The organism is Gloeobacter violaceus PCC 7421 (assembly GCF_000011385.1).
GTDB classification, from domain to species: domain Bacteria; phylum Cyanobacteriota; class Cyanobacteriia; order Gloeobacterales; family Gloeobacteraceae; genus Gloeobacter; species Gloeobacter violaceus.
In genome coordinates, this window is the sequence record NC_005125.1 from 1,879,917 (window position 1) to 1,903,008 (window position 23,092).

The following is a 23,092-nucleotide window of genomic DNA, read 5'->3' on the forward strand; positions in this document are numbered from 1 at the left end:
ACAGTCCTATCTTAGTCCTTCACCTACAGAGCGACGGTGGCCGGTGAACATCCGGCGCTCCCGGCCGGACCTAGGATGGTAAGAAACGCCGGAGTACAGCTGCCGAATCACCTTATCGCCTTTATCACCGCCTTCAAATGCAACACCCGCTTCGCATAGGACGAACACCACGGCTGCTTTGATGATGCGGGCAAGTCGCTTCTGGTCACGGCCCTGGGTCGCCTGTTCCACCGGCGCGGGGTCAAAGCCGCTCCCTTCAAAGGCCAGAATACGGCCCTCAACGCCTACGTCACCGCTGAGGAACACGGACATGGTCTTCACTGCAAGCCTACGGTCACCAGGCTGGCTCGTACTATACTTTGATTACTATTTCTGTCCACAGCGGAAGACTGTCAGCCCACAATGCTAGATTCGCTTATTAATTCTGTTTTGGCTTTTCTAACAACTCTAGCTGGCCCTGTAGCGACTTTGCTGGCAGGAATTATTACTGCCTGGACTGCTTTCAAAGTTGCAGAATATAACTACCGAACAATAAATTCCAAACAGGTTCAGGAAAGATTACCAATTAAAATTAAGCGCATTGAGCAAAAAACTATAAACAAGTTGTCTCGCATAGGTGAGCTATTTTGGTGGTCTTGCGTTTGTTTTTTTGCAGTGTTCCCAACCTTCCTCGTTATTCTACTTGCATCTGAAACAACACGAACTCGACTAGCCAACGATTTGGGTTTTGCCTTGAACTACTTATTCTTGTTTCTTGCAACGATCGCGGCTGCGATTTACTTAATACCCTCTACTCAAAAGCTGGAGAGGCAGCTCTCGCCAAAAGCAACAGTAGAGATAGAAGCTCGATGGCAAGACATACTCAGCGCTTGTCGAACGGCTCTGAGAGCTATTGACGCTAGCATAAAAACCTTTGACTCTGAAGTTGGCCTGATAAGAGCAACGATGAGGGTCAGTTTACTTTCCGTTGGTCAAGAACTGGTGATTAGAATTCGCAAACGGGATAGTGACTCTGTTTCCCAGATTCACTTGGTCGAGATTGAGAGCATTTTTCCATTGAAACCAACAAACGCGAACCGTGAACCGCAAGGTCATAAGCAAGTGTCAAAAGACGAAGCAAATCTAAGTGAGATTCATGGCATTAATGTAAATAAATTTGTACAGCAGCTAGAGAAGTCTGAAGCGCGTTCGACCGATGTAGAGGCAGGGACTTTTCTTCCATCCTCTGAAGGTTCTGATACTCATCCTCCATCCAATGTCGTAGGAAGTTTCGATAGAAAGTCTTGGGAGTTGATACTGAAAGAGATTAGAAAGATAAGAGAAGAAGAATCAGAGCACAAAGTGAAGCCAGAAAATGGAAAATTCAAACGTACATTTGGCTCGGCAAAAGGCTTGATCAAGGTTGCTCCTGATTTTGATGCACCTTTGCCTAATGACATTATGAAACATTTTGAATGAGTTATTTGCTAGATACCCATGCATTTCTCTGGTTCATCTCTGGTGATATTCGCCTCTCCACAAACGCAAGAGCAATCATTGAGAACGAAAGCAATGAGACATATCTCAGCGTAGCCAGTATATGGGAAATATCTATCAAAGCGCGCTTGAGCAGACTCGAACTGATCGGTTCACCGGAGAAAGTAATTCAGGATAATATGTATTCAAACGGATTTATTTGTCTACCTATCGAAAAGACTCATGCACTCCAAATCTATAACTTGCCTGACTACCATCGAGATCCCTTCGACAGAATCTTGATTGCACAAAGCCAGGTAGAAAATTTGATTTTGCTCACCACAGACTCTCAAATTAAACAGTACAATGTCGCCACCATTTGGTAATTTATCAATGGCTCACTGTCAGACTGCTTGAACGTTCCATGCAGCCATTAATATCTTGACCCACAACACCTACCTCGCATAGGACAAACACAGTGGCTGCTTTGATGGTCGTCGGCACTTCCTCTCACGCGGGCAAGTCACTTCTGGTGACGGCGCTGGGTCGCCTGTTTCACCGGCGCGGGGTAAAAGTCGCTCCCTTCAAAGGCCAGAATATGGCCCTCAACGCCTATGTCACCGCCGAAGGCCACGAAATCGGCCACGCCCAGGCGGTGCAGGCCTGGGCCTGCGGACTGGAACCCAGCGTGGCGATGAACCCGATTTTGCTCAAGCCCCAGGGCAATATGACCAGCCAGGTGATCTTGAAGGGCAAGCCCGCCGGGGTGTGCGGGGCCGTCGATTACTACCGCGACTACTTTGAACCCGGCTGGCAGGCGGTGGTGGAGGCACTCGCTGAGTTGCAGTCGCAATACGAACTGGTGATCTGCGAAGGAGCCGGCAGTCCGGCGGAGGTTAACCTGCGCCACCGGGATCTGACCAACATGCGCGTCGCTTTGCACCTGGGGGCGCCGACACTGCTGGTGACCGACATCGACCGGGGAGGCGCCCTCGCTCACGTCGTAGGTACTTTGCAGGTGCTGCCCCCCGAGGAGCGCGCCCTCATCAAAGGCATCGTGATCAACAAGTTTCGCGGTTCGCTTGCACTGTTGCAGCCGGGCCTCGACTGGCTTGCCCAGTACACCGGCGTGCCGGTGGTGGGTGTGCTGCCCTGGCTGGAGATGGCCCTACCCGAGGAAGATTCGATGGGTTTATTCGATCGGCGCGGAGCGCGCAAACAGGCGCAATTGGAGATCGTCGTGATCCGACTGCCGCGCATCGCCAATTTCACGGATTTCGACGCCCTGGAAGCAGAACCCAGCGTCCGGGTGCGCTACGTGAGCCCCGACGGATACCTTGGTCATCCAGATGCAATTATCCTGCCAGGATCAAAAGCCACCATCCCCGACCTGCTTGCCCTCGAAGCGAGCGGCATGGCTGCACAAATCCGGGCTTACGGGGGGGTGATCCTAGGAATCTGTGGTGGTCTGCAGATACTGGGAAGCACCATCGACGATCCTGAAGGATTTGAGGGGCACCCCGGCCGCCATCCCGGTCTTGGGCTCATCGAGGCTACAACCGTTTTCGAGCCGCTCAAGATTACCCGTCAGGTGCAGGTCGAATCGCGCCTGCCGGCTGGGGAGCCTGTCGTCGGTTACGAAATTCATCAGGGGCAGACGACTTTTGCTCCCACCCTCGAAGCGCTGTTTGCCGAGCCCCATCTCGGCGTGGTCAGCAGTAATCGCCGCGTCTGGGGTACCTATTTGCACGGCCTGTTGGACAACCACGCCTGGCGTCGCCACTGGCTCAACGCGCTTCGGGAGCGCCGGGGCCTGCCACAGCTCCCCGTGCAAAGCGGCCATTACCGTGAACAGCGCGAGGAGATGTTCGAGCGTCTCGCCGACGCCTGGGAGCCCCATCTGCCGATCGATGGGTTTGCCCAGTTGGCCGGGTTTGCCTCCCAGGTGTAACAAGCGATTCATGTTCCCATCTATTCTGTTTGCATATTGTTGTTGTTGTGGGCAGCGAGAAAAGAGAAAAACTTCTCAGGAATATTTTGACAAAAATATATTCTTCGCATAAATTCTGGAGGAGCAACTCTCTGCAGGTAGACCGTGGAAGAAAAGTATTTCCTTCAGAACGAGTCAGATGGCAGTGGAGATGCCACCTACATCGGCACATTGGGTGAAGAAGGCGCACAAGTTAATGCTTTCAGCCAGAACGGCGAGTACAGCTATGGTAGCGACGGCAACCAGAATGTGTTGTGGGATCAGGACAGCGACTACTACAGCGTGCAAAATCTGTACGCGAGCGAGGACGGCAGTAGTCTTGACAGTGGCACTGGCAGTACCAACTTCGGCAACTTTGAGAACGCATGGATAAGCGGATCAGCGAGTCTGTCCGACAATGAACAAGACATTGACACCAATTCAGATGTCTATGACAGCATTGCCCAGGGAGTGAGTGGTCTCGATTTTGACTTCGACAGCTTCTCCGATGCGAACGGCACGGTGTTCGCTACCAACGCGGATAGTCCGAACAGCAACTACCCAGGCGCAGATACTTACGGCGCGATGAACGACGATGGCTATAGACTACTACCGGGGGCCAGCGCCGTCACCGACTCAGCTATCCCTCAATTCGAACAAGCAGCTACTGACCAAGATCTACCACTCGCTGCAGACGAACTACTCGTTGTTGACGCGCAAATTGAAGTTGAAAACGATATCCACGCGCTTTTGGTAAGCAGCGGCGAACAAGCGTCGATAGCCTTCTCGCTACCACAGGGTGCCAATGCAGATTTTATGAACGATTCCAGCGTGATGGCTATTGCCAAGTGGGATGAATTGGGTGGTAGTTCGAATGGGCAAACTGATAGTTGGAACGCTGACGAACTTAATGTAATCGCAGGCAAACTACCTGCAGGTCCAAACGGCTATCCGGACGATAAGACCTGCAGGCTGTTGCATGAATTGGAACAAAAATATCCGGATACACCACAGCAGAAACGCAGAGAAGAGGAGCGTAGGTCGATGGAGCAGATAACTTATCCAGGGGCAGGCGGTATGCTGGGCACCATTGTCGGCAGCGGCCTGACAGGTGCAGCGGCAGGCTCTGCAGCGGGTTCCTTAGGCTTTGGAATCGGTGGACTCGTCGGGGGTGCAATAGGTGGGCTCGCCGGTACAATAGCTGGTGAACAGGCAAGCCAGGATAAAGTATGGGTTGAGGATGCCTACAAACATTGTGAAGAACAAGGAACCCAAGCACCCTGGACTAGACCAGAACCCCCTCGATAGGCGATGCAAACGTTGGATGCATTAAAGCCGGAGTTTTTTGGCTGGGCCATTATCAATGGAGCCCTGATCGCAGTTGCGACTCAGCTGGCCTGGGCTCAAGCAGGCCTCAAGTGGTACAAATCGGTTGTCATTGTTGCTTTGCTTGTCGCACTACTGGCTGCAGGATGGAGCAGCTGGCTGAATCCGAGAGGGACAGCGTTCTCCGTGGGGCTGTTTGTCTGTGCTTTGGCTATTCTCTGGCCGCTGTACAGGCGATTTTCGACACGATGGTAACAAGCGTCTCGTCGACGTCTGGGAGCCCCATCTGCCGATCGGTTCGGTTTGCCAAGTGGGCTGGGTTGAATTCCCATTTGGTTTTCTAGCTGCTGCGGCCTTCCACCGCGACCATCGCCCCGCTACCCAGGCCGAAGGCCCGGTGCACCGCCTGGAGAGACGCTTCGCAGCAAGCAGCCTCCACGATGCAGCTCACCTTGATAGTCGAGGTGGAGATCATCTCGATGTTGGTGCCGAGACTCGCAAGCGTCTCGAACATGCGGGCGGCCACCCCCGGGGTGCCGACGATGCCCGCTCCCACCAGGCTGAGTTTGGCCACCGATTCGCGCACGACCACCCCGCCACAGCCTGCGAAGCCCATGCACAAAGAAGCGAGGGCGCGTTGGGCCGCGCGCACGGCGGAGCGGCTGACCGTAAAGCCGATGTCGTTGGTGTCGGCCCCGCGCTGCGATTGGACGATCATGTCGACGGCAATCCCTTCTTGGGCCAGACACTGAAAGATCTCCGCCGCCACCCCGGGCCGGTCGGGTATCTGCAAAATCGCTACCTGGGCTTGATTGGTGTCGAGGGCTACGCCGCGCACCGCCTGGGCGACCGGCCGCGCGCCGCTCACCACCGGCGGTTCCTCGTAGACCGGCGCGCGCAGGCCGAACTGGCCACAGAGCACCTCGCCCGCCTTCTCGGCCTGCTCGCCTGCAATCACGCAGCTGAGGCTGGTTTCGGAAGTCGAAATCATCTGGATATTGATCCGCGCCTCGGCTAGGGCTTTGAACATCTGGGCGACCACACCCGGTCGTCCGATGATCCCGGCGCCGCGGATGCTCACTTTGGTGGGCACCGGGTCCACCACCACCGCGCAACCGCCCAGCGCGGCGGCGGCCGTTTCGCTCGTGGCGACCGCAGCGGCCAGATCCGAGCGCTGGACCGTAAAGGCAATGTCGTTGGTGGGTTCCGGAGCATTCGGGTGGTGGATGGACTGGATAATCAGGTCCACATCGATCCCCGCCTTGGCCAGGTGCCCAAAAAGGGCCGCCGCCACACCGGGACGGTCCGGAACGCGCAACAGCGCAATTTTTGCCTGATGGTTGTCGATGTAGACGGCGTCTACCGGCCGCTCGGTCTCCAGATTGTCGATGGCCCGGTCCACCGGCAGACGGGGCGAGAGCACAATCGTACCGGGGGCGTCGCTCCAACTGGAGCGCACCACCAACGGCACCGCGTAGTTGCGGGCAATCTCGACGGCGCGCGGATGGAGCACCTGGGCACCCAGGCTCGCCAATTCCAGCATCTCCTCGCTGGTGATTTCCTCGAGCAAGGCGGCATCGCCCACCAGGCGCGGATCGGTGGTCAGTACCCCCGGCACGTCGGTATAAATTTCGCAGCGGTTGGCCTTGAGCACGGCCGCGAGAGCCACGGCGCTGGTGTCGGACCCGCCCCGGCCCAGCGTCGTAATTTCCCAGAAGCGCGAGTGGCAGATGCCCTGAAAGCCGGCCACCACCAGCACGTACCCGGCAGCCAGAAGCTCGTTGATGCGGCCTGTCTGCACCCTGCGGATGCGTGCCCGGGTGTGGTTGGGTTCGGTGACGACACCCACCTGGGCACCGGTCAGCGAAATCGCCTTGCAACCCAAGGCGTGCAGCGCCATGGTCAAGAGCGCCACGCTCTGCTGCTCGCCGGTGGTGAGCAGCATGTCCATCTCGCGCGGGTCCGGCTCGCCGTGCATCTCGCAGGCCATTTTGACCAGGGCGTCGGTGGTGTGGCCCATCGCCGAGACGACCACGACCAGATCGTGTCCCTGGCGGTGGGTGCGGGCGATGCGCTCGGCCACCGAGCGCATCCGTTCGGCGCTGCCCACCGATGTGCCGCCGTACTTCTGAACGATGAGGCCCACGGAAAAATTCGGTTGCCGACAGATCCCCACGAGTCTACCGGTACGCTGCTCCAGGACACAAGGGATTCACCGACCCTCCCCGCAGGTGGGCAGTATGTTGATCGAAAATCGATCAATATTCGGCTCTACACTGAATAAGTAGAAATGACCACGGACGGAGCTTGGGAGGCGCGCAGGCTATGCAGCAGACGATCCAAAAAAGGTTGACGGTCCAGTCCGGAGCGGTGGCACCTGAGACGGTGGCGATGCGCTGCCTCGACTGGGATCGCGACCGCTTCGACATCGAATTTGGTCTGCAAAACGGCACGACCTACAACTCGTACCTGATCGAGGGCGAGCAGGTAGCCCTGGTGGATACCAGCCACGAAAAGTTCCGCTCCCTTTATTTAGATCTGCTCAAAGGCCACATCGATCCCAAGCGGATCGACTATCTGGTGATCAGCCACACCGAACCCGACCACAGCGGTCTGGTGGCGGACGTGCTGGCGCTCGCTCCCCAGGCGACGGTGGTCGCTTCGCGCATGGCGCTGCAGTTTCTGGCGAACATGGTGCACCGCCGCTTTCCGCAGCGGGCGGTCAAAAGCGGCGACACCCTCGATCTCGGAGGCGGGCATGTGCTCGAATTTGTCTCGGCCCCCAACTTGCACTGGCCCGACACGATGTTCACGTTCGACCGGGGCACGGGGGTGCTCTACACCTGCGACGCTTTTGGGATGCACTACTGCAACGAGCGGATGTTCGATGAGGACTTGAGTGCCATCGAGCCCGATTACCGTTTTTATTACGAGTGCCTGATGGCTCCCAACGCCCGCTCGGTGCTCACCGCCCTCAAGCGCATGGAGCCTCTGGGGGAGATCACCGCCATTGCCACCGGCCACGGGCCGATGCTCAAGCTGCACCTGGGCGAGTTGGTCGATCGGTACCGGCGCTGGAGCCAGGAGCAGAGCGAGGCGACCACCAGCGTGGCAGTCTTCTATGTCTCGGACTACGGCTACAGCGACCGGCTATCCCAGGCGATTGCCCAGGGAATCACCAAGTCCCACGTCGCCACCGAACTGGTGGACCTGCGCGCCACGCCCCTCGCCGAGATCCAGGAAATCGTCCGCCAGAGCGCCGGGGTGGTGATTGGCACCCCCCCCACGGCGGGGCCGGCCGCCCAGGCGACCCAGGCGGCTTTGGGCGTGATTCTGGCCAACGTCAAAGAAAAGCAGGCTTTTGGCATCTACGAAGCCTGCGGTGGGTTCGACGAGCCCGCCTTTCCGCTTTCGAGCCGATTTGCCGATCTGGGCCTGGTGCGGGCCTTTGCCCCCATTCGCATCCCCGGGCGCGAAGGGGCGCTGGCCGAGGCCGAGGCGACCGGCACACCCACCCCGGCGCTGTACAAGCTCTGCGAAGAGTCCGGGACCGACCTGGCCCAATGGCTCACCCGCGACCGCACCGTCCAGCAGATGAAGGCGGTCGCGGTCGGGCTCGACAAGGCGATGGGCCGTCTGTCGGGCGGGCTGTACGTGCTCACCGCCGCCAAAGGCGAACTCAAAGGCGCCATGCTCGCCTCCTGGGTCAACCAGGCGAGCTTTGCCCCCCTGGGCGTCACGATCGCCGTCGCCAAGGACCGGGCCATCGAAGCGCTGATGCAGGTGGGCGACCTGTTTGCCCTCAATGTGCTCGAAGAAGGCAAGTACGCTCCGCTGATGCGCCACTTTCTGAAGCGCTTTGCCCCCGGCGAGGACCGCTTCGTGGGTGTGGAAACGCTCACCGGCACGGGCGGCACGCCAATTCTGGCCGATGCCCTCGCCTATATGGAGTGCCGGGTCGCCAGCCGCATGGAGTGTTCCGATCACTGGCTGGTCTACGGCGTGGTTGAGGATGGCCGCGTCTCCAACCTGGAAGGACTGACCGCCGTCCACCACCGCAAAGTCGGCAACCACTATTAAACAGGTGACAAATGTCAGGCCAGGACAGCCTGACCGACACGCGACACCACGAGGAGAAGCGCCATGACCCCTGCCCAAACGCCTGTGCGCGATATCCAGACGGTGGCGGTGGCCCCCGATACTTGGGCGCTGCGCTCCCGCAGCTTCGTGCGGCTCAAATTCGAGGTCGAGTACGCCCGGCAGCGGGGCACCACCTCCAACGCCTTTCTGTTTCAGGGGCCGGATCGAACGGTGCTGCTCTCCCCGCCGGGCGAAACGTTCACTGCCCTGTTTCTTGCGGAGTTGGAGCGGCTCATTGCCCTGGAGCAGATCCACGCGGTAGTGCTGGGTCACATCAACCCCAACCGCGCCAAAACCCTGATTGCCCTGCTGGCGCGCGCTCCCCGCCTGGAGATAATCTGCTCCAACCCCGGGGCCATCGCCCTTAGACCTTTGCTTGAAGGTGAAGCGGCCGACCTGCAAACGCAAATCCGGATCGTCCGCGGCCAAGAAGTCCTGGAACTGGGCGGCGATCGGCGGCTGCAGTGCATTCCCGCTCCGACGCCGCGCTGGCCCGACGGGCTGTGCCTCTTTGATCAAAAGCACTCGGCACTTTACACCGACAAATTTTTTGCCGCCCACGTCGCGGACGATGCCCTCTTCGACGAGAGCGGCACCGCCACGGGCGAGGACGCCCGTTACTTTTATGATTGTCTGATGGCAAGCCAGGCGCGCCAGGTCGAAGCGGTGCTCGACCGGCTTGCCGAGTGGCCCGCCCGGGTGATTGCCCCGGTGCACGGACCGCTGTTGCGCTCGGGCGGGCTGGATCTTATCTCCCATTACCGCCGCTGGAACCGCGCTCAGATTGAAAAGACGCTCACCGTCGCCTTGCTCTACGCCTCGGCCTACGGCTCCACCGCCACCCTCGCCCAGGCGCTTGCCCACGGGATCACCAAGGCCGGGGTGGGTGTGGAGACCATCAACTGCGAATTCGCCACCCCGGAGGAGATCCGCGAGGTGGTCTCGCGCGCCGACGGCTTTGTGATCGGCTCGCCCACCCTGGGCGGTCACGCCCCCACCCAGATCCAGACGGCCCTGGGCATTGTGCTTGCCACCGCTCCCAAATCGCAACTGACCGGGGTATTCGGCTCCTTCGGCTGGAGCGGCGAAGCGATCGACCTGCTGGAGGGCAAACTGCGCAACGCTGGATATTCCTTCGGCTTCGAGACTATTCGCGTCAAGTTCAAACCCAACGCCGGCACCTTGCAGGAGTGCGAGGAGGCGGGCACCGATTTTGCCCAGACGCTCAAGAAGACGCGCAAAGCCCGTCAGGGTCGCGCTCCTGCCGCCTCCACCCCCGTCGAGCAAGCCGCGGGCCGCATCGTCGGTTCGCTGTGTGTCGTCACGGCCCGGCGTGAAGAGGTCAGCAGTGCGATGCTCGCCTCCTGGGTCACCCAGGCCACCTTCAATCCGCCGGGGCTCACCGTGGCCGTCGCCAAGGAGCGGGCCATCGAGTCGCTGCTGTACCCGGGTGACGCCTTCGTGCTCAATATCCTTGAAGACGGGCAGCACCTGCCTTTGATGAAGCACTTTCTCAAACCCTTCGCTCCTGGCCAGGACCGTTTTGCGGGGGTTGCCACGCGCGCGGCGGCCAACGGCTCGCCCATCCTCTCAGAAGCGCTCGCCTACCTCGAATGCCGTGTGGAGGGGCGCATGGACTGCGGCGATCACTGGCTGGTCTACTGCGTGGCCGAGGGGGGAGATGTGCTCAACCCGAACGGCAAGACGGCCGTGCACTTTCGCTCGACCGGTACGCACTACTGACCCTGGGCGGATGTGGAGGCCGCTCCGAGGGGCAGCGGTGCACCGGGAGGATTGGGCGGGCTCAAGTAGCGGGCCAAAAACCGGTAAATTTCTTGGCGCGATTCTCTGGCCAGGGCCGTGTCGAGGCGGTTGAAGGCGTGGCCGCCGGGGGCATCCTGGTAGATTTTGTACTCGAACTGTTTGCCCGCCGCCTTGAGGGCCTTGATGAGCGCCTCCACCTGCATAACGTTGACGTCCTCGTCGTTGGTGGTCGTGTGGACCATCAGCGGAGTCTTGAGCTTCTCGGCGTGGAAGACCGGCGAGCGGCGGCGGCGGTACTCGGCCACATCCTCCTCGGGGGTCTTGCCGATGTGGTGAGAGGCAGAAAATAGCTCCCGGTAGTTCTGGCTTTTGTAACCGAGGCGCAGGATTACATTGAGTTTTCAGTTATCTCTTCCTTGAGCTCTCAGTTATCTCTTACTTATTAGACATGCCAGCTAGTAGTACCATGACTAATATTAAAGAGTACTAGATGGAATTGAGGAACCGATTTCCTGCATTCCTAAAACCACGCCACCCTCTCCCGGGCGATCCAGTACTGGTTTTGTAAACAAACCGAATAGTCCCCTTCCGAAGCAACTTTCGGCACTTAACCGTTCTTGAAGATTAGGCAAATCGATTCGGCTCATGCGCCTGACCGAAGCGCGCTCGGGCAGGCACAATCCGGATTCGTATAGCTATCCACAATTCATCACTCTTGAGGTATGCATTTATATGTCACGCATATCAGGTTCTGCTGTGTTCCTGTCGGTTGCGCTTGCGACCGTTCAGCCTTTTGCATTGCCGCTTCTGAGTCAGGAGGCACTGGCTCAAACTACATCCGCAATCACCAGTTTTTCGCCCACCAGTGGCCCGATTGGGACAGCGGTGGTCATCAACGGCAGTGGTTTCAGCAACGTCAGTTCGGTCAAGGTGGGCGGGGGCAATGTCGGCTTTACCCGCAACTCCAGCACCCAGGTGACCGCCACCACTAACAGCAATGCCAAAACCGGTCCAATTTCGATTCAGACCAGCAACGGCTTGCTCACCAGCTCCAGCACCTTCACCGTTACAGTCAACAATCCGACTATTTCCAGTTTCTCGCCCATCAGCGGCCCGCCCGACACCAAGGTGGTCATCCAGGGCACCTACTTCAACAACGTCCAGTCCGTCAAAATCGGCAGCATCTATTTGAATTTCGTCCGCGACTCGGAGACGCAGCTCACCACCACCACCAAAACAGGCAATGTCAGCGGCAAGGTAACCGTCACCACCACCGGAGGCTCCGCCGTCAGTTCGGCAAGCTTTACTAGTGATCCGCCGAGCATCACCAGCTTCACCCCGACCAACGGCACCGCCTATCCAGCCACCGACGTCACCATCAAGGGCATCAACCTGCTCAATATCACCAGCATCGGCTTCGGCAAAGGCTATGCCGAGAACTGGCAATCCTCCAGCCACAAGGAAGTCAAGACCAAAATCCCCTGCACGGCGAGCACCGGCAAAATCGCCATCAACACCTACGCGGGTGTGATCTCAAGCACCACCGACTTCAGCGTGCCCGACGCCGGTGTGCCGAGTGACGTGCCCCAGCGCATCGCCTGCGTCAAAGACCCCCGCACCCCCCCGGACGGTTTCACGGCCATCACCTATTGGGGACAGGCGATCGTCGATACCAGCAAAACTGGTGAAGCCATCGTCGAGATCGACTACATGAAGCTCTGGTGCACCATCAACGGCACCGAGAAGCTCCTCGCCGACGACCAGGGCTCGATCGACGGCCAACTCTATGTGCGCTCCGGCTGGTACAGCATCCGCGAGACCGAGCCGATGCCTTACACCTACAACGCCGAGAATGACTCGGTCGTGCTGCCCATCTCCGACCATCCCGACAAAATCTTCCACTGGTACATGAGCACCCCCCGAGCTTCCTGGTCGCCGGACGAGACCGTCAGCAGCTGCCGCGTCGAGGGCCGCATGAAAATCAGTGGACCGGCCCTGGTGCAGTTGGGTGCCGACTGGTGGGTGGACGCCTACGCCCCCTGGAACGGCGCGCAGGTGAACAACCGCGAGATGGGTTATTCCAACTGGTATCTCGCATCGCCCGATTGGCAGGTTATCCGGATGCCCTGAACTTGAGTTGAGAGGTTATTTTTACAGAGGTAGCCGTGATTTAGGTTCAGCACGGCTACCTCTGTACCCTGTTAGACTCGCTTGCCAGCCTGGGTACCACCGACTCATTCCAGCCGCGCACCACCTCTCGAAATCGGCATATTGCTCCCCACTCCAGTACGCCCAAGGAACTGCTCCTCGCGGGCCCTTGGTGGGGGGCATATGCGATGTCTGACCTTCTGCAGGAGTGACATTCAAGAACGCGAACAACTCCCGCGCCTGCTGAAAAACTTCCTCGCTTCGGGCAATCCATTTTCGCAAGAAGCCATCCGAGAAATAACTGATTTAGCCCGAGCTTTTCGCAGTAGCCAATCGCGAACTCAGCGCTCGAATCAAGAAATCTCTTGATGCCTGAACACGCCTGGTCAGGCGCTCCTGTACAGGCGCGTAATCAATATTACTGGTATTTGTCTTGTCACCGTCAAAAATGCGCTCGATCAGGCCCAGTTTGTTCAGTAAGTCGCCAGTTTTGGCGGCCTTTGTTTTGCAGACGAACACGTTGAAGGGCTTGTGGAAAATAATTGAGAATATCGAACCGTGGTAAGAGTCCGTAAAAACATAAGCCGCTTGTGAATAGTACCGTACCCACTCCTCAGGCCCAATACCAGCCAGGTTGTACTGTGCAATTCTGTGGTGGTAACCTACCGAGACAATTTTTAAATTGCGTTCACCCGCCAGTCGAAGAATAAAACTCTCCTCTGAGCTACTCATCGGACCCATTTTATAAATCAGCAAAAAAGGGCTGTCGATGGCAAGCGCTTTGCCCAAAAACTCTCCATAACCGACCAAAAATGTTGGGTCAAGTACCTGGATCGAATCCAGGGCGCACTCTTCTTTGATCACGCGGGCTGTGTTTGCATCTCGGACTGAAATGGCCTGGAATTGACGCACCAGGCTTTGAACGTTACTGCGATGGGCACCCAGGGTCTCGGTGTGGCCTGCACTGGCTGCATAGCTGATTTTAAGCGTTGTTTCTCCGTCGATAAAATCCAGAAAAAATGACGGATCGTATCCGCGCCATCCGTCCGTGGACCAGACCTGGTCACTCCCGACGACAACGGCGTCGTAGCAACGTTTGAAGCGCTTGAGGCCTTCCGATGAAAAGTAGACCCCTTCACTGAGCTGGATGCGCGATTCTCTGAATTGCTTCATCTTGAGGATCTTGGCAAGATTGCTCAATACGGGTCGGCTGGGCAAAAGCTCTCTGACATAATAGTTTTTCATCGCAACAAAAGGCTGGTAGTCGATGACCTCGGCTTTGAAGCCCAGGTTGTCGATGGTTTTCCAGAGCGCGTAGTTCTGAAGCGTTGCCCCATAGTTGCTAGTGTGATGAAACGAGAGAATTCCTACTTTCATTGTCGAGCTTCCCTGGCTAGTGTCCGACTTTAAGCTATGCTATCCAACCGATAGTACCATGTCAATTTAAAGGAGATAACTTAGTCCACACTGATCACTTCTAATTCAACCTTTTGCAGTGCCATCAAGTGCAAAATTTTGGTTATCGTAATCAAGGTCACTATCGGCGTGCTGCTTTTCGACTTGTTTAAAATCCAGTTGCTGGTTTTGCTGGAAAACCAGGCTTCACCGATACGCAATCCCCGCAGTCTGTCCATGATTGGATAACAAGCCGATTTAAAGACTGTGCCGCAATTGGGCAGAGTATTGTCCTGGTGTTCTTTGGCCCACTGTCGACGTTCCTGCAGAGGGTTGGAAGCAAAATCCGCCGGGCTGAATTGCAGCACAGCGCTCAAGATCAATTTGCGGGTCATGCCGGTGAAGACAGTTTGGCGATAGCTTCTGGTAATCTGCTCGTTGGCGAGGGTCTTGACTTCGCCGTTTTCAAGAAACGTCACGCTTTCCACAAAATCGTAAATGGTGCGGCTGTGAAGTTTGCCCCTACCGGCGTTCATTGCCAACGCTCCGCCAATCGAAGCGGGAACCGAAGCCAGATAGTAAAAGCTGTCAAAAGAATTTTGGCCGCAGTAGTTCAATACTTCGTTGATCTGCACGGTGGAAGATACCCGCAGGCGGTAGTCGGGAAGCGGTTCGAGGGTTTTGGGCAAGCTATTCTTGAGCACCAGCGAGCGCACCGACGAGCGAGTGAACAAAGTATTGGAGCCGTTTCCGAGGATATAGACCTTCGCTCCGTGCCGGTCTGCCCACCGGCAGTAGTCCATAAATTCCTCGGCGCTTTTGAATTCTCCGTAACACTCAAATCGATGAGTGGTCCGAAAAGTGGAAAGTTGGTTCGATTCGACAGAAACAATACTCACCACAGTTACTCCCTGAAGCAAGAACGCGACCTATACGATCAAGACGCTTTGCTGCCCGCCGCTTTGGGCAACAATTCGCGGGCGTAGGCAAACGCCCGCTCAAAGAGCGAAGGAGCGCCCCAGCGCAACGCGAGCAGATAAACACCAGCGCCCACGGCAATGGAGAGTACAAGTAACGACAAGGGATCGAGCCGCTCGACAAGCAACTGCCGGGTTACCCAGATGGCCGATACCATCGCCAACGAGCTCATCAAGGGAGGAATGAACTGTCTCAAGTACACGTCAAGCTCAATGCGGATGAGGCGGTCCACCGCCCAGACGGCCACCGGCGTGAGCAGGTAGACCCGCAGTGTGTAGGCGGCGGCGACCGCCACAATCCCCCAATGAACAGCGAAGGCGAAGGCGACCAGACCGCAGACAGCGTTGAGCAAATTGATCCCAAGACGCCAGGCAGGCTTGCCCATCGCCACGAGCACCGTCGAGTTGAAAAAGAGGACCGATTGCTGAAGGCCCAGCAGTGCCAGGATCTGCAGCACCGGCACACTTGCTTCCCATTGGCCGCCGAAGACGACTGCCACCAGTTCCGGCGCTAAGGCCGCTACCCCCAGAAATGCCGGGAAGGAGACCAGGCTGGTGAACTGCGTAACGGTGTAAAAGGCGGAACGCAGGCGCTCCGGCTGCTGCTGCAGTTGGGAGAACGTGGGCATCGCCACCTGGGTGGTGGTTGTCGTCAACAGCATGGTCATCACCGTCAGGATGCGCATGGCGATGCTGTAGTAACCCAGTGCGACCGGTCCGAGAAAGTAACCGATCAAAAAATCGACGGCGCGGCGGTTGAAAAAATTCGACAGGTTGAAACCGGTCACGTTGATCCCGAAGCCGAACAGCTCGCGCAAGTGCGCTTTGCTGATCTGCAACCCCGGCCGCCAGGGGCTGGCAAACCAGAGGATCGCCAGCCCAATCGCCTGATTAACGAGTTGCTGACCGACGAGGCTCCACACCCCAAAGCCGCCAAGGGCCATGGCCAGGCCCACCGCCCCCCCCGCCAAGGTGGCGACAAGCTGGCGGGCGGCAAGGGCGCGAAAGGCGAACTCGCGGGTAAGGACCGCCTGCTGAACGGCGCTCAGCGAACCGATGAGAAAACTGGGGGCAAGCCAGGCAATGATCGCTCCAAGACGCGGCTCACCGAAAAGGGCTGCCACCGGTCCACTGACTGCGACGCCGAGCAACGTCAGCACCAGCCCGATGGCCGCGTTCGTCCAGAAGGCGGTATCGAGATGGGAACGGTCGAGCCCAGGGCGCTGGATAATCGCTTCGGTGAACCCTTGCTCCTGGAAAACCTGGACAAAAGCCACAAAGACACTGGCGAGTGCCACCAGCCCGAAAGTCTCAGGCCCCAGTACTCTGGCCAGAACCAGATAGACCAGCAGGGAAAGGAACTGGCTGCCGAAATTTTGAACGGCAGACCAGCCTACCCCCTTGATTGCTTTGTGACGCAGGTTCATCTATATGCCTGGTGGGTGTACTTAGAGATTGGGCAGTCCGAGTGAGACCTGCATCCCGTCGCCCCAGATCGAACGCACCAGGTCGCCTTTGAGCTTGTGTCCCCACCGCTCGCTCGTCCACACCACACTGTCCACCACCACGCTGTCCGCGCGGATCGTGCACCCGTCGCTCACGCAGCTATACCCCAGCACCCGCGCACCCTTCTCGATCGTGCAGCCGGAGCCTATCAGGGCCTGTTCGGAGACCACCGCCCCGGCTTGCACCACCGTCCCTTCGCCGATGCGCTGGGCGATCTCCGGATGGGTCAACAGCTCCCAGTGCGTGTACAGATACTGCGAGAGCGTCCCGACATCCGACCAGTACGCCCCCGTGCCCATCGCATAGACCGGAGCCCCCTTGCAGACCAGCAGCGGAAACAGGTCGTTGCCGAAATCGAAAAAGGCCGCCTCGGGGATGTACTCGAACACCTCCGGCTCCAACACGTAGATGCCCGTATTCGCCAGGCGCGAGCGCTCGGTGCCTTTGGCCGGTTTTTCCTGAAAGCTGCGCACACGGCCGTCGGGGTCCGCGACCACGACGCCGAAACGGCTCGGGTCGCCGACTTCTTTGACCGCCATGGTGGCGACAGCGCCGGATTGTTTGTGGAAGCGCACCAGGGCGCCCAGGTCCAAGTCGGTCATCACGTCGCCAGAGATGACCAAAAAGGGGCCGCCGGCCAAAAAGCCCGCCTGCCTGCGCACGCCGCCGGCGGTGCCGAGGAGCTGTTCTTCCCAGGAGTACTGCAGGCAGACACCATGGTCGTGTCCGTCCGCGAAGCGCTCGACGATTTTTTCACCGCGGTAGTGGAGGTTGGCGACGATCTCGTCGAAGCCGTGCTTGCGGCACAGCCCGAGGATGTGGGCCATGACCGGTTTGTTGATGACGGGCATCAGGGGTTTAGGGAGGGCGTCGGTGAAGGGGCGCAGGCGGGTGCCTTTGCCGGCGGCAAGCACAAATGCTTTCATCGCTTTGCTCCTGTAAAGTCAATGGGTGTTGCGAAGCGGGAGGGTTCTAGCGGTTTGTCTTCTCGACAAGGTTTCTGAGGTACTGGCCGTACTCGGTCTTGCCCAGCCGCCCCGCCTGCTCCAGCACCGCCTCGACACCGATGTGACCCATCTGGTAGGCGATCTCCTCCAGACACGCCACCTTCAAACCCTGCCGCTTCTCGATCGTCTCGATAAAATTCGACGCCTGCAACAGCGACTCGTGCGTGCCGGTGTCCAGCCACGCCATCCCCCGACCGAGACGCTCCACCCGCAACAACCCCCGCTCCAGGTAGGCGTTGTTGACGTCGGTGATCTCCAGTTCCCCCCGCGCCGAGGGCTTCACCCCCGCGGCGATCTCGCTTATCTGTGCGTCGTAAAAATACAGACCGACCACCGCGTAGTTGGACTTCGGCGCTTTGGGCTTCTCGTCGATCGACAGCACCCGCCCTTGCTCGTCGTACTCCACCACCCCGTAGCGCTCTGGGTCCGAGACGCGGTAGGCAAAGATCGTCGAGCCGAACGTGCGGGTGGCCGCTTTTTGAAGCATTTCGCCCAGGCCGTAGCCATAGAAGATGTTGTCGCCCAAGATCAGACAGGCCGGGCCGCCCTCCAAAAACTCGCGTCCGAGGACGAAGGCCTGGGCGAGGCCGTCGGGGCTCGGCTGGACGCAGTAGCGGATCTCGATGCCGTAGCGCGAGCCGTCGCCGAGCAGTTCTTGGTAGGCGGGCAGGTCGCGGGGGGTGGAGATGAGCAGCACCTCGCGGATGCCGGCGAGCATCAGGGTGGCCAGCGGGTAGTAGATCATCGGTTTGTCGTAGACGGGCAGCAGTTGTTTGCTGACCCCCAGGGTGAGGGGGTAGAGCCGCGTGCCCTTGCCCCCAGCCAATATGATCCCTTTCATCGCAGTAGTTTCCTCGGTGGTTGGGTGGTGCCGGCCTGGCCGGGTGCAGCTCACGGCAACGACAGACGGGTAATGGAGTAAGGCGGCAGATCCAGCTTGCCCGCGAAGCGGCCCTGGTTGTGGTTCAACGAGGCGCTGTCGCTCACCAGGGTCAGCGGTGCACCCGAAAGCTGCTCGAATCGGCCGTTGGCCAAAGCGGCGGGCAGGGCCAGCGGCTGTGCGCCCGCCGAAAGATTCAACAAAACAGCCTCCCGGCGGGGGCCGTCGCCAAAACTCCACGCCGCCACCGCCGAATAGGCGAATCCCCCACGCCCCTGCAGGGTGGGTGAGCCTGGAGCAGTCCACCTTTGGACATCGGTCATTCCCCGCAGGGCATCTCCGACCAGCTGCAGCGCCCGGCCGCTTGCGCTTAAGGCGAAAGGCACCGTCGCGGGCGCTTCGGTGGGACTGGTAAAGCCTGCCAGCCGAAAACCGCGCTCACTGCTGAAGACACTCGCAAACAGAGCGTTGCCGATGAGGGCATGGCACTGGATGAGGGTGATTTTTGGATCCTCGGTGAACAACAAGGTCGCCGCGGCCAGACCCAAGCCGTGCATCCAGGTGCCGGGGAGCGGCTGCCCCTGGTCGAAGAGGTTGTACTCGGTGATCCAGACTTCCCGGTCGGGTTCGACCAGCGCCAAGCCGTTTTGTTGCAATTTCGACCAGGCCAAAAAGGGCATTCCCAGCACCACGGCCACCTCGGATGGAGAGTAGCGCACCGGCAACGCCTCGCGCGAGGGCTTGAACTGGGTATCACCGATTCCGCTGCTGTAATAGTGGTGGATCGTCACCGCATCGGCGCTCCGCAACCGCGGGAGCAACTCGCGGTTCCACCCTGTCCAGCGCGGGTCGGAGGCTTGTTCCGGAACGACGGAGGCGCCCACCGCAGCCACCTTTGCTTTGGGAAAGGCCCGGTGGATGGCGGCACTCCAGCGGTTGGCTTCCAGGGCGTAGTCCCTGGCGGAGGGAAAGGCGGCTTTGTGATCGCGCTGACCGATGTAGTACTCGTTGCCCAGCTCCACGTGCGTAACCGGCATGCCCAGTCCTTCGGCGCGGCGCAGCATCGCCAGTTGCTCTTCGAGGGTGGAGGTGAGCATATTGACCACGAACAGCGGTTTGGCTCCTGCCGCTTTGAGTGCCGGCCGGATATCTTCCAGGCGGTTGGTGTCGACTTTCGGCCGGATCCCGCGGTAGCTCGGCGGCAGGTCGGCGCCGGCGGCAAACCAGCCTTTGCGCCAGTCCCAGTAGTTGGCTTCCGTCCCGGCCGGGTAGCGCAGCGTCGAGGGCCGCAGCAAAGCGAGCGTCTGCAAAAACTGAGGTGTCGTCCAATCGACGCGGTAGAGCAAATTGGCGCCGTTGTACCCGAAATAGTCGGCCGCCAACGCCCGCGGGCGGCCCACGGCCTGCAGGGAGGACAACTCCGCGGCGGCCCCGGCCGCCGGATACAGCACCGACCAGAGCGCCACAAGCGCGGCCGCCGCGCGGGAGGGCACCCGCACACCCGATTCCCTCAACAATTGACTTCCTTTTTGCTCACGTCCCTGGCCGGATTGCCTACCATCACAGCCCCTTCGGGCACGTCCTCGAGCACCACCGCCCCGGCACCGATCTTGGCGTTGTCCCCGATGGCAAGACCGCCGACGCGGTGCTCTCGGGAGATGATCAAGGCCCCGGCACCGAGCAGCACATCGTCCCCGACCACGATATTCGGTCCACCGAGGGTGACATTCTGGAGAATCACGCAGCGGCTGCCGATCACGGTGTCCGGGTTGACTATCAGACCGCGGGCGTGCGCCAGAAACAAGCCCGGCCCGATCTTCACCCGCGGCCCGATCCACACGCCGTGCAAAAAGTCGTTGAGACGCACCGTCAGGTAGGCGACGGGCTTGAGGCGGTGCCGGTAGCACCAGCTTGAGAACCGGTAAAGCACCACGGCCGTGAACATCGGGTAGTACAAAAAACTCAGCCATGAACCGCCATGGTGTTGGCGAAAGACTTTGATATCTTCTGTCAAGTTTTCAAACATCGCCGGGGTCTCCTGCTCAACGATTCGAGCGCTCGGGAAATGGCAACCACGCCGTCGCGGCGCTCAAGAAGGGGTTTTGACACCGGCCCGCTCCTCGGCGGAAAAGACCGGTTGGACTGCGCCCACTCGGCGGGCCGCCAAAGCGCGGTAGGCGTCGGCCACCGCATCCCAGTCGTAGAACTGTTCGATGCGCCGACGCAAAGCCTGGGTGCGATCCGGCGATTGCACCGCTCGACGCAAGTCCGCAGCCAGCCTCGTTACGGTGAAGTATTCGCCGTCCTCGCCGAGCGCTTCGCGGCTGAAGGGGGTGTCGATGGCGAGCACCCGCGGGCAGGACTGCATCGCTTCGAGTAAGGCCGGGTTGGTGCCGCCCACCGAATTGCCGTGGATGTACACCGCGCAGTGGCGGCGCAGCACCGTCAACACCTGCGCGTCGTACTCCGCGCTGCACACCTGCACGCTCGCACCTGCCTGGGAGGCCAGGCGTTTGAGTTCGAGGCCGTAGGCCGTGTCGTGGGCGTAGCCGACGACCAGATGCTTGTAACCTTGGGCGGCGAGCCCGGAATCGACAAAGGCACCGGCCGCCTCGGCGGGCAGATTGTCCGGCTCGATGCGGGTGATCTGCAAAGAGAATTTTCCAGCCTCGACGCCGTATTGCCGGAGAATCTCGGCGGTACGGGAGGCGGAGACCTCCGGCAGCCGGGGAACACCGTACGGAATGAACACCGAAGTGGCCCCGAAGCGCCTTCTGTAGTAGAGATTCAGCTCTCTGGAGTCAGAAATCAGGTCGCATAACCTCGCGATCACGGCGGAAGCGAGAAAGTAGTAGAGCTTGAACGGAGCCGACCATTTGGGCCGCCGCCATTCGAGACCGTCGGTGTTGATGCTCATTGGAATGCCGCTCAGCAGGGTGATCAAAATTCCCGGAAGGTTGGCGTTGTTGAACCAAAAGACATAGTCGTAGCGGCCGCGGTTGGCCAACAAGAACAAACCGGTCTGAATGGAGGAGATGAATGTGTCGAGGCTTTTTTTGCGGGCACCCGCGACGTAAATTAATCGGCGCCCCTCGCAGTGCTCGAGCTTCTGGGGATACATGCGCGCCCGGCAAAAGACTTCACACTCGACCCCGCCGGCGGTCAATCGGGCCGTAATTTCCTGTACCGCAGTCTCAAAGCCGCCGTACTTCGCGGGAAGCCCGCGCGTCCCACAAAAGGCAATGCGCATGGTTATCTCCAGTGAGGAATACAAGTAGCGGTTATGGGTTTGCTCAAGGCGGGCTGCTAAAGCACCTTGGCGTAGATGTCGAGAATTTGCTCGTAATGGCGCTCCTGGCTGAATAGCCTTTCGATCTTTTTGCGACCGGCCAGGCCCATGGACAGGGTTTGCTCCCGGTTGCGCAGGGCAGTAAGCAACCGGTCGCGCAAGGCTTCGACATCGCCTGCTGGAAACAACCACCCATCGGTTTCGGGGTCTACCAACTCCGGGATGCCGCCGATGTCCGCCCCGATCACCGGCCTGCTAAAGGCATAGGCCTCCAGCACCGACATCGGACAATTTTCGTACCACTCCGAAGGCAGGATGCAGGCGCGGCTGCCTCCGATGAGCTGTTGCAATTCCTCGCCGCGCTTGGGTCCCAATAGCCGAATGTGGGAAAGCCCACGCCGCTCCACCAGTGCCTGCGCCTCCGCCCGCGCCTCCCCGTCACCGACAATCAAAAGTGGCGTGTCCTTCAGGGGGGCTGCCGCTTCGATGAGTGTGAAGATCCCCTTGAGCCGCTCCACGCGACCAAAGTAGAGAAAATACTCTCCCTGGACTGGATTGACGGCAATTTGCGAGACATCGACAAAGTTGTGCACAGTGCTCATTTTTTGGGCGGGCACGCCGAGTTCGGCGAGTTTGCGGCGCTGGAAGTGGCTGACCGTAATGAAGCGGTCGATGTGGTCGACAACTCCGCCGAGCAGACGGGCGTAGTACGCCTCGGCGGCACTGAGCAGCGAACGGGCGAGCGAGCCGCGGTTGCAGCGGCCGGCGACCGCCCGCCAGTAGTCTTTGCCGCTGCACGCCTGGCAAAGCTGTCCTTGGGCGTCGATGAGCGTGGAGACCGGGCAAGCCAGGCGGTACTCATGCAACGTCTGGACCGCCGGGATGCCCGCGCGGCGCAGGATCGGCAAAATCGCGGTGGTGAGTTGTCCGTAGTAAATGTGCAAATGGGCGATGTGGGGGCGGTGTTCGGCAAGCAGGCGGGCGAGAGCCCGGGCAGCGGGTCGAGAGTAAAGGAAATGCACGAGGTCGGCCGGGGAAGGGGAACTGAAATTAACCGCCGTCGGAAAGTAGCGCGCCCAGGGTGTGGGGAGGTTTTCGGGCTGACTGGCGGCAAAGGGGATGACCGAATGGCCCTTCTTCTCGAGCAACGCGGCCAGCGAGAAGAAATAGCGATCGGAGCCGCCGCGGATAAAGTAGTTTTGCGAGACCTTCAGCACAGTGGACGGCACGGCTGGC

20 protein-coding genes are annotated in these 23,092 nt (G+C 59.3%); 8 read left to right on the forward strand and 12 right to left on the reverse strand.

Translation table 11 applies throughout. The features are described 5' to 3' along the window. Positions 1-6: 6 nt before the first annotated feature. A complete protein-coding gene (locus GLL_RS09175) occupies positions 7-312 on the reverse strand; it encodes a hypothetical protein (RefSeq protein WP_164928852.1) in 306 nt (101 codons plus the stop codon). Positions 313-429: 117 nt separating this feature from the next. On the opposite strand from GLL_RS09175, the gene GLL_RS09180 reads away from it, so the two are divergent. From GLL_RS09180 to GLL_RS09200, 5 genes are all read left to right on the forward strand, one after another. Continuing rightward, positions 430-1,458 (forward strand): hypothetical protein, encoded by a 1,029-nt coding sequence (locus GLL_RS09180; protein ID WP_164928853.1) that lies wholly within the window; start codon positions 430-432, stop codon positions 1,456-1,458. Next, complete coding sequence (locus GLL_RS09185) at positions 1,455-1,841, forward strand: type II toxin-antitoxin system VapC family toxin (protein ID WP_011141769.1); 387 nt, start codon at positions 1,455-1,457, stop codon at positions 1,839-1,841. The genes GLL_RS09180 and GLL_RS09185 overlap by 4 nt, the downstream gene beginning before the upstream one ends. Before the next feature lie 92 nt (positions 1,842-1,933). Next, positions 1,934-3,406 carry a cobyric acid synthase gene (locus GLL_RS09190; protein ID WP_011141770.1) on the forward strand — a complete coding sequence of 491 codons (1,473 nt, stop codon included), beginning with the start codon at positions 1,934-1,936 and terminating at the stop codon, positions 3,404-3,406. A gap of 144 nt (positions 3,407-3,550) precedes the next feature. After that, positions 3,551-4,732 carry a hypothetical protein gene (locus GLL_RS09195; protein WP_011141771.1) on the forward strand — a complete coding sequence of 394 codons (1,182 nt, stop codon included), beginning with the start codon at positions 3,551-3,553 and terminating at the stop codon, positions 4,730-4,732. A 3-nt stretch (positions 4,733-4,735) separates the two neighbouring features. Continuing rightward, positions 4,736-5,005 carry a hypothetical protein gene (locus tag GLL_RS09200; RefSeq protein ID WP_164928854.1) on the forward strand — a complete coding sequence of 90 codons (270 nt, stop codon included), beginning with the start codon at positions 4,736-4,738 and terminating at the stop codon, positions 5,003-5,005. An 85-nt stretch (positions 5,006-5,090) separates the two neighbouring features. Here GLL_RS09200 and GLL_RS09205 read toward each other — a convergent pair whose 3' ends face one another. Then, positions 5,091-6,896: an aspartate kinase gene (locus GLL_RS09205; RefSeq protein ID WP_011141772.1), complete on the reverse strand. Its 1,806-nt coding sequence runs from the start codon at positions 6,894-6,896 to the stop codon at positions 5,091-5,093. A gap of 179 nt (positions 6,897-7,075) precedes the next feature. On the opposite strand from GLL_RS09205, the gene GLL_RS09210 reads away from it, so the two are divergent. Both GLL_RS09210 and GLL_RS09215 read left to right on the forward strand, forming a co-directional pair. Further along, complete coding sequence (locus tag GLL_RS09210; protein ID WP_011141773.1) at positions 7,076-8,830, forward strand: diflavin flavoprotein; 1,755 nt, start codon at positions 7,076-7,078, stop codon at positions 8,828-8,830. A 63-nt stretch (positions 8,831-8,893) separates the two neighbouring features. Next, positions 8,894-10,633, forward strand: coding sequence for a diflavin flavoprotein (locus tag GLL_RS09215; protein ID WP_011141774.1), 1,740 nt, complete (start codon positions 8,894-8,896; stop codon positions 10,631-10,633). Here the strand turns inward: GLL_RS09215 and GLL_RS09220 are convergent. Next, positions 10,627-11,043, reverse strand: coding sequence for an alpha/beta hydrolase family protein (locus tag GLL_RS09220; RefSeq protein WP_164929646.1), 417 nt, complete (start codon positions 11,041-11,043; stop codon positions 10,627-10,629). The two genes, GLL_RS09215 and GLL_RS09220, sit on opposite strands and share 7 nt — an antisense overlap. Positions 11,044-11,386: 343 nt before the next feature. Between GLL_RS09220 and GLL_RS09225 the strand changes: the two genes are divergently transcribed. Next, positions 11,387-12,784: an IPT/TIG domain-containing protein gene (locus tag GLL_RS09225; RefSeq protein WP_164928855.1), complete on the forward strand. Its 1,398-nt coding sequence runs from the start codon at positions 11,387-11,389 to the stop codon at positions 12,782-12,784. Between the two features lie 324 nt (positions 12,785-13,108). Here the strand turns inward: GLL_RS09225 and GLL_RS09230 are convergent, their stop codons facing one another. From GLL_RS09230 to GLL_RS09270, 9 genes are all read right to left on the reverse strand, one after another. After that, positions 13,109-14,179, reverse strand: coding sequence for a polysaccharide pyruvyl transferase family protein (locus GLL_RS09230; protein WP_011141777.1), 1,071 nt, complete (start codon positions 14,177-14,179; stop codon positions 13,109-13,111). A gap of 80 nt (positions 14,180-14,259) precedes the next feature. Then, positions 14,260-15,096 carry an FAD-binding protein gene (locus GLL_RS09235; protein WP_231848430.1) on the reverse strand — a complete coding sequence of 279 codons (837 nt, stop codon included), beginning with the start codon at positions 15,094-15,096 and terminating at the stop codon, positions 14,260-14,262. Positions 15,097-15,134: 38 nt separating this feature from the next. Further along, entirely contained in the window at positions 15,135-16,601 is a 1,467-nt protein-coding gene (locus tag GLL_RS09240; RefSeq protein ID WP_011141779.1) for a lipopolysaccharide biosynthesis protein, read from the reverse strand. 21 nt (positions 16,602-16,622) lie between these two features. Further along, positions 16,623-17,606, reverse strand: a complete 984-nt coding sequence (locus GLL_RS09245; protein ID WP_011141780.1) for a sugar phosphate nucleotidyltransferase — start codon at positions 17,604-17,606, stop codon at positions 16,623-16,625. Between the two features lie 46 nt (positions 17,607-17,652). Next, positions 17,653-18,528 (reverse strand): glucose-1-phosphate thymidylyltransferase RfbA, encoded by an 876-nt coding sequence (gene rfbA, locus GLL_RS09250; RefSeq protein WP_011141781.1) that lies wholly within the window; start codon positions 18,526-18,528, stop codon positions 17,653-17,655. Between the two features lie 50 nt (positions 18,529-18,578). After that, positions 18,579-20,081, reverse strand: coding sequence for a hypothetical protein (locus GLL_RS09255; RefSeq protein ID WP_164928856.1), 1,503 nt, complete (start codon positions 20,079-20,081; stop codon positions 18,579-18,581). Next, entirely contained in the window at positions 20,078-20,593 is a 516-nt protein-coding gene (locus tag GLL_RS09260; protein ID WP_011141783.1) for a serine O-acetyltransferase, read from the reverse strand. The genes GLL_RS09255 and GLL_RS09260 overlap by 4 nt, the downstream gene beginning before the upstream one ends. A 63-nt stretch (positions 20,594-20,656) precedes the next feature. Continuing rightward, positions 20,657-21,817: a DUF1972 domain-containing protein gene (locus tag GLL_RS09265; RefSeq protein WP_011141784.1), complete on the reverse strand. Its 1,161-nt coding sequence runs from the start codon at positions 21,815-21,817 to the stop codon at positions 20,657-20,659. Positions 21,818-21,873: 56 nt separating this feature from the next. Next, positions 21,874-23,085 carry a glycosyltransferase family 4 protein gene (locus tag GLL_RS09270; protein WP_164928857.1) on the reverse strand — a complete coding sequence of 404 codons (1,212 nt, stop codon included), beginning with the start codon at positions 23,083-23,085 and terminating at the stop codon, positions 21,874-21,876. Between the last annotated feature and the right edge of the window lie 7 nt (positions 23,086-23,092).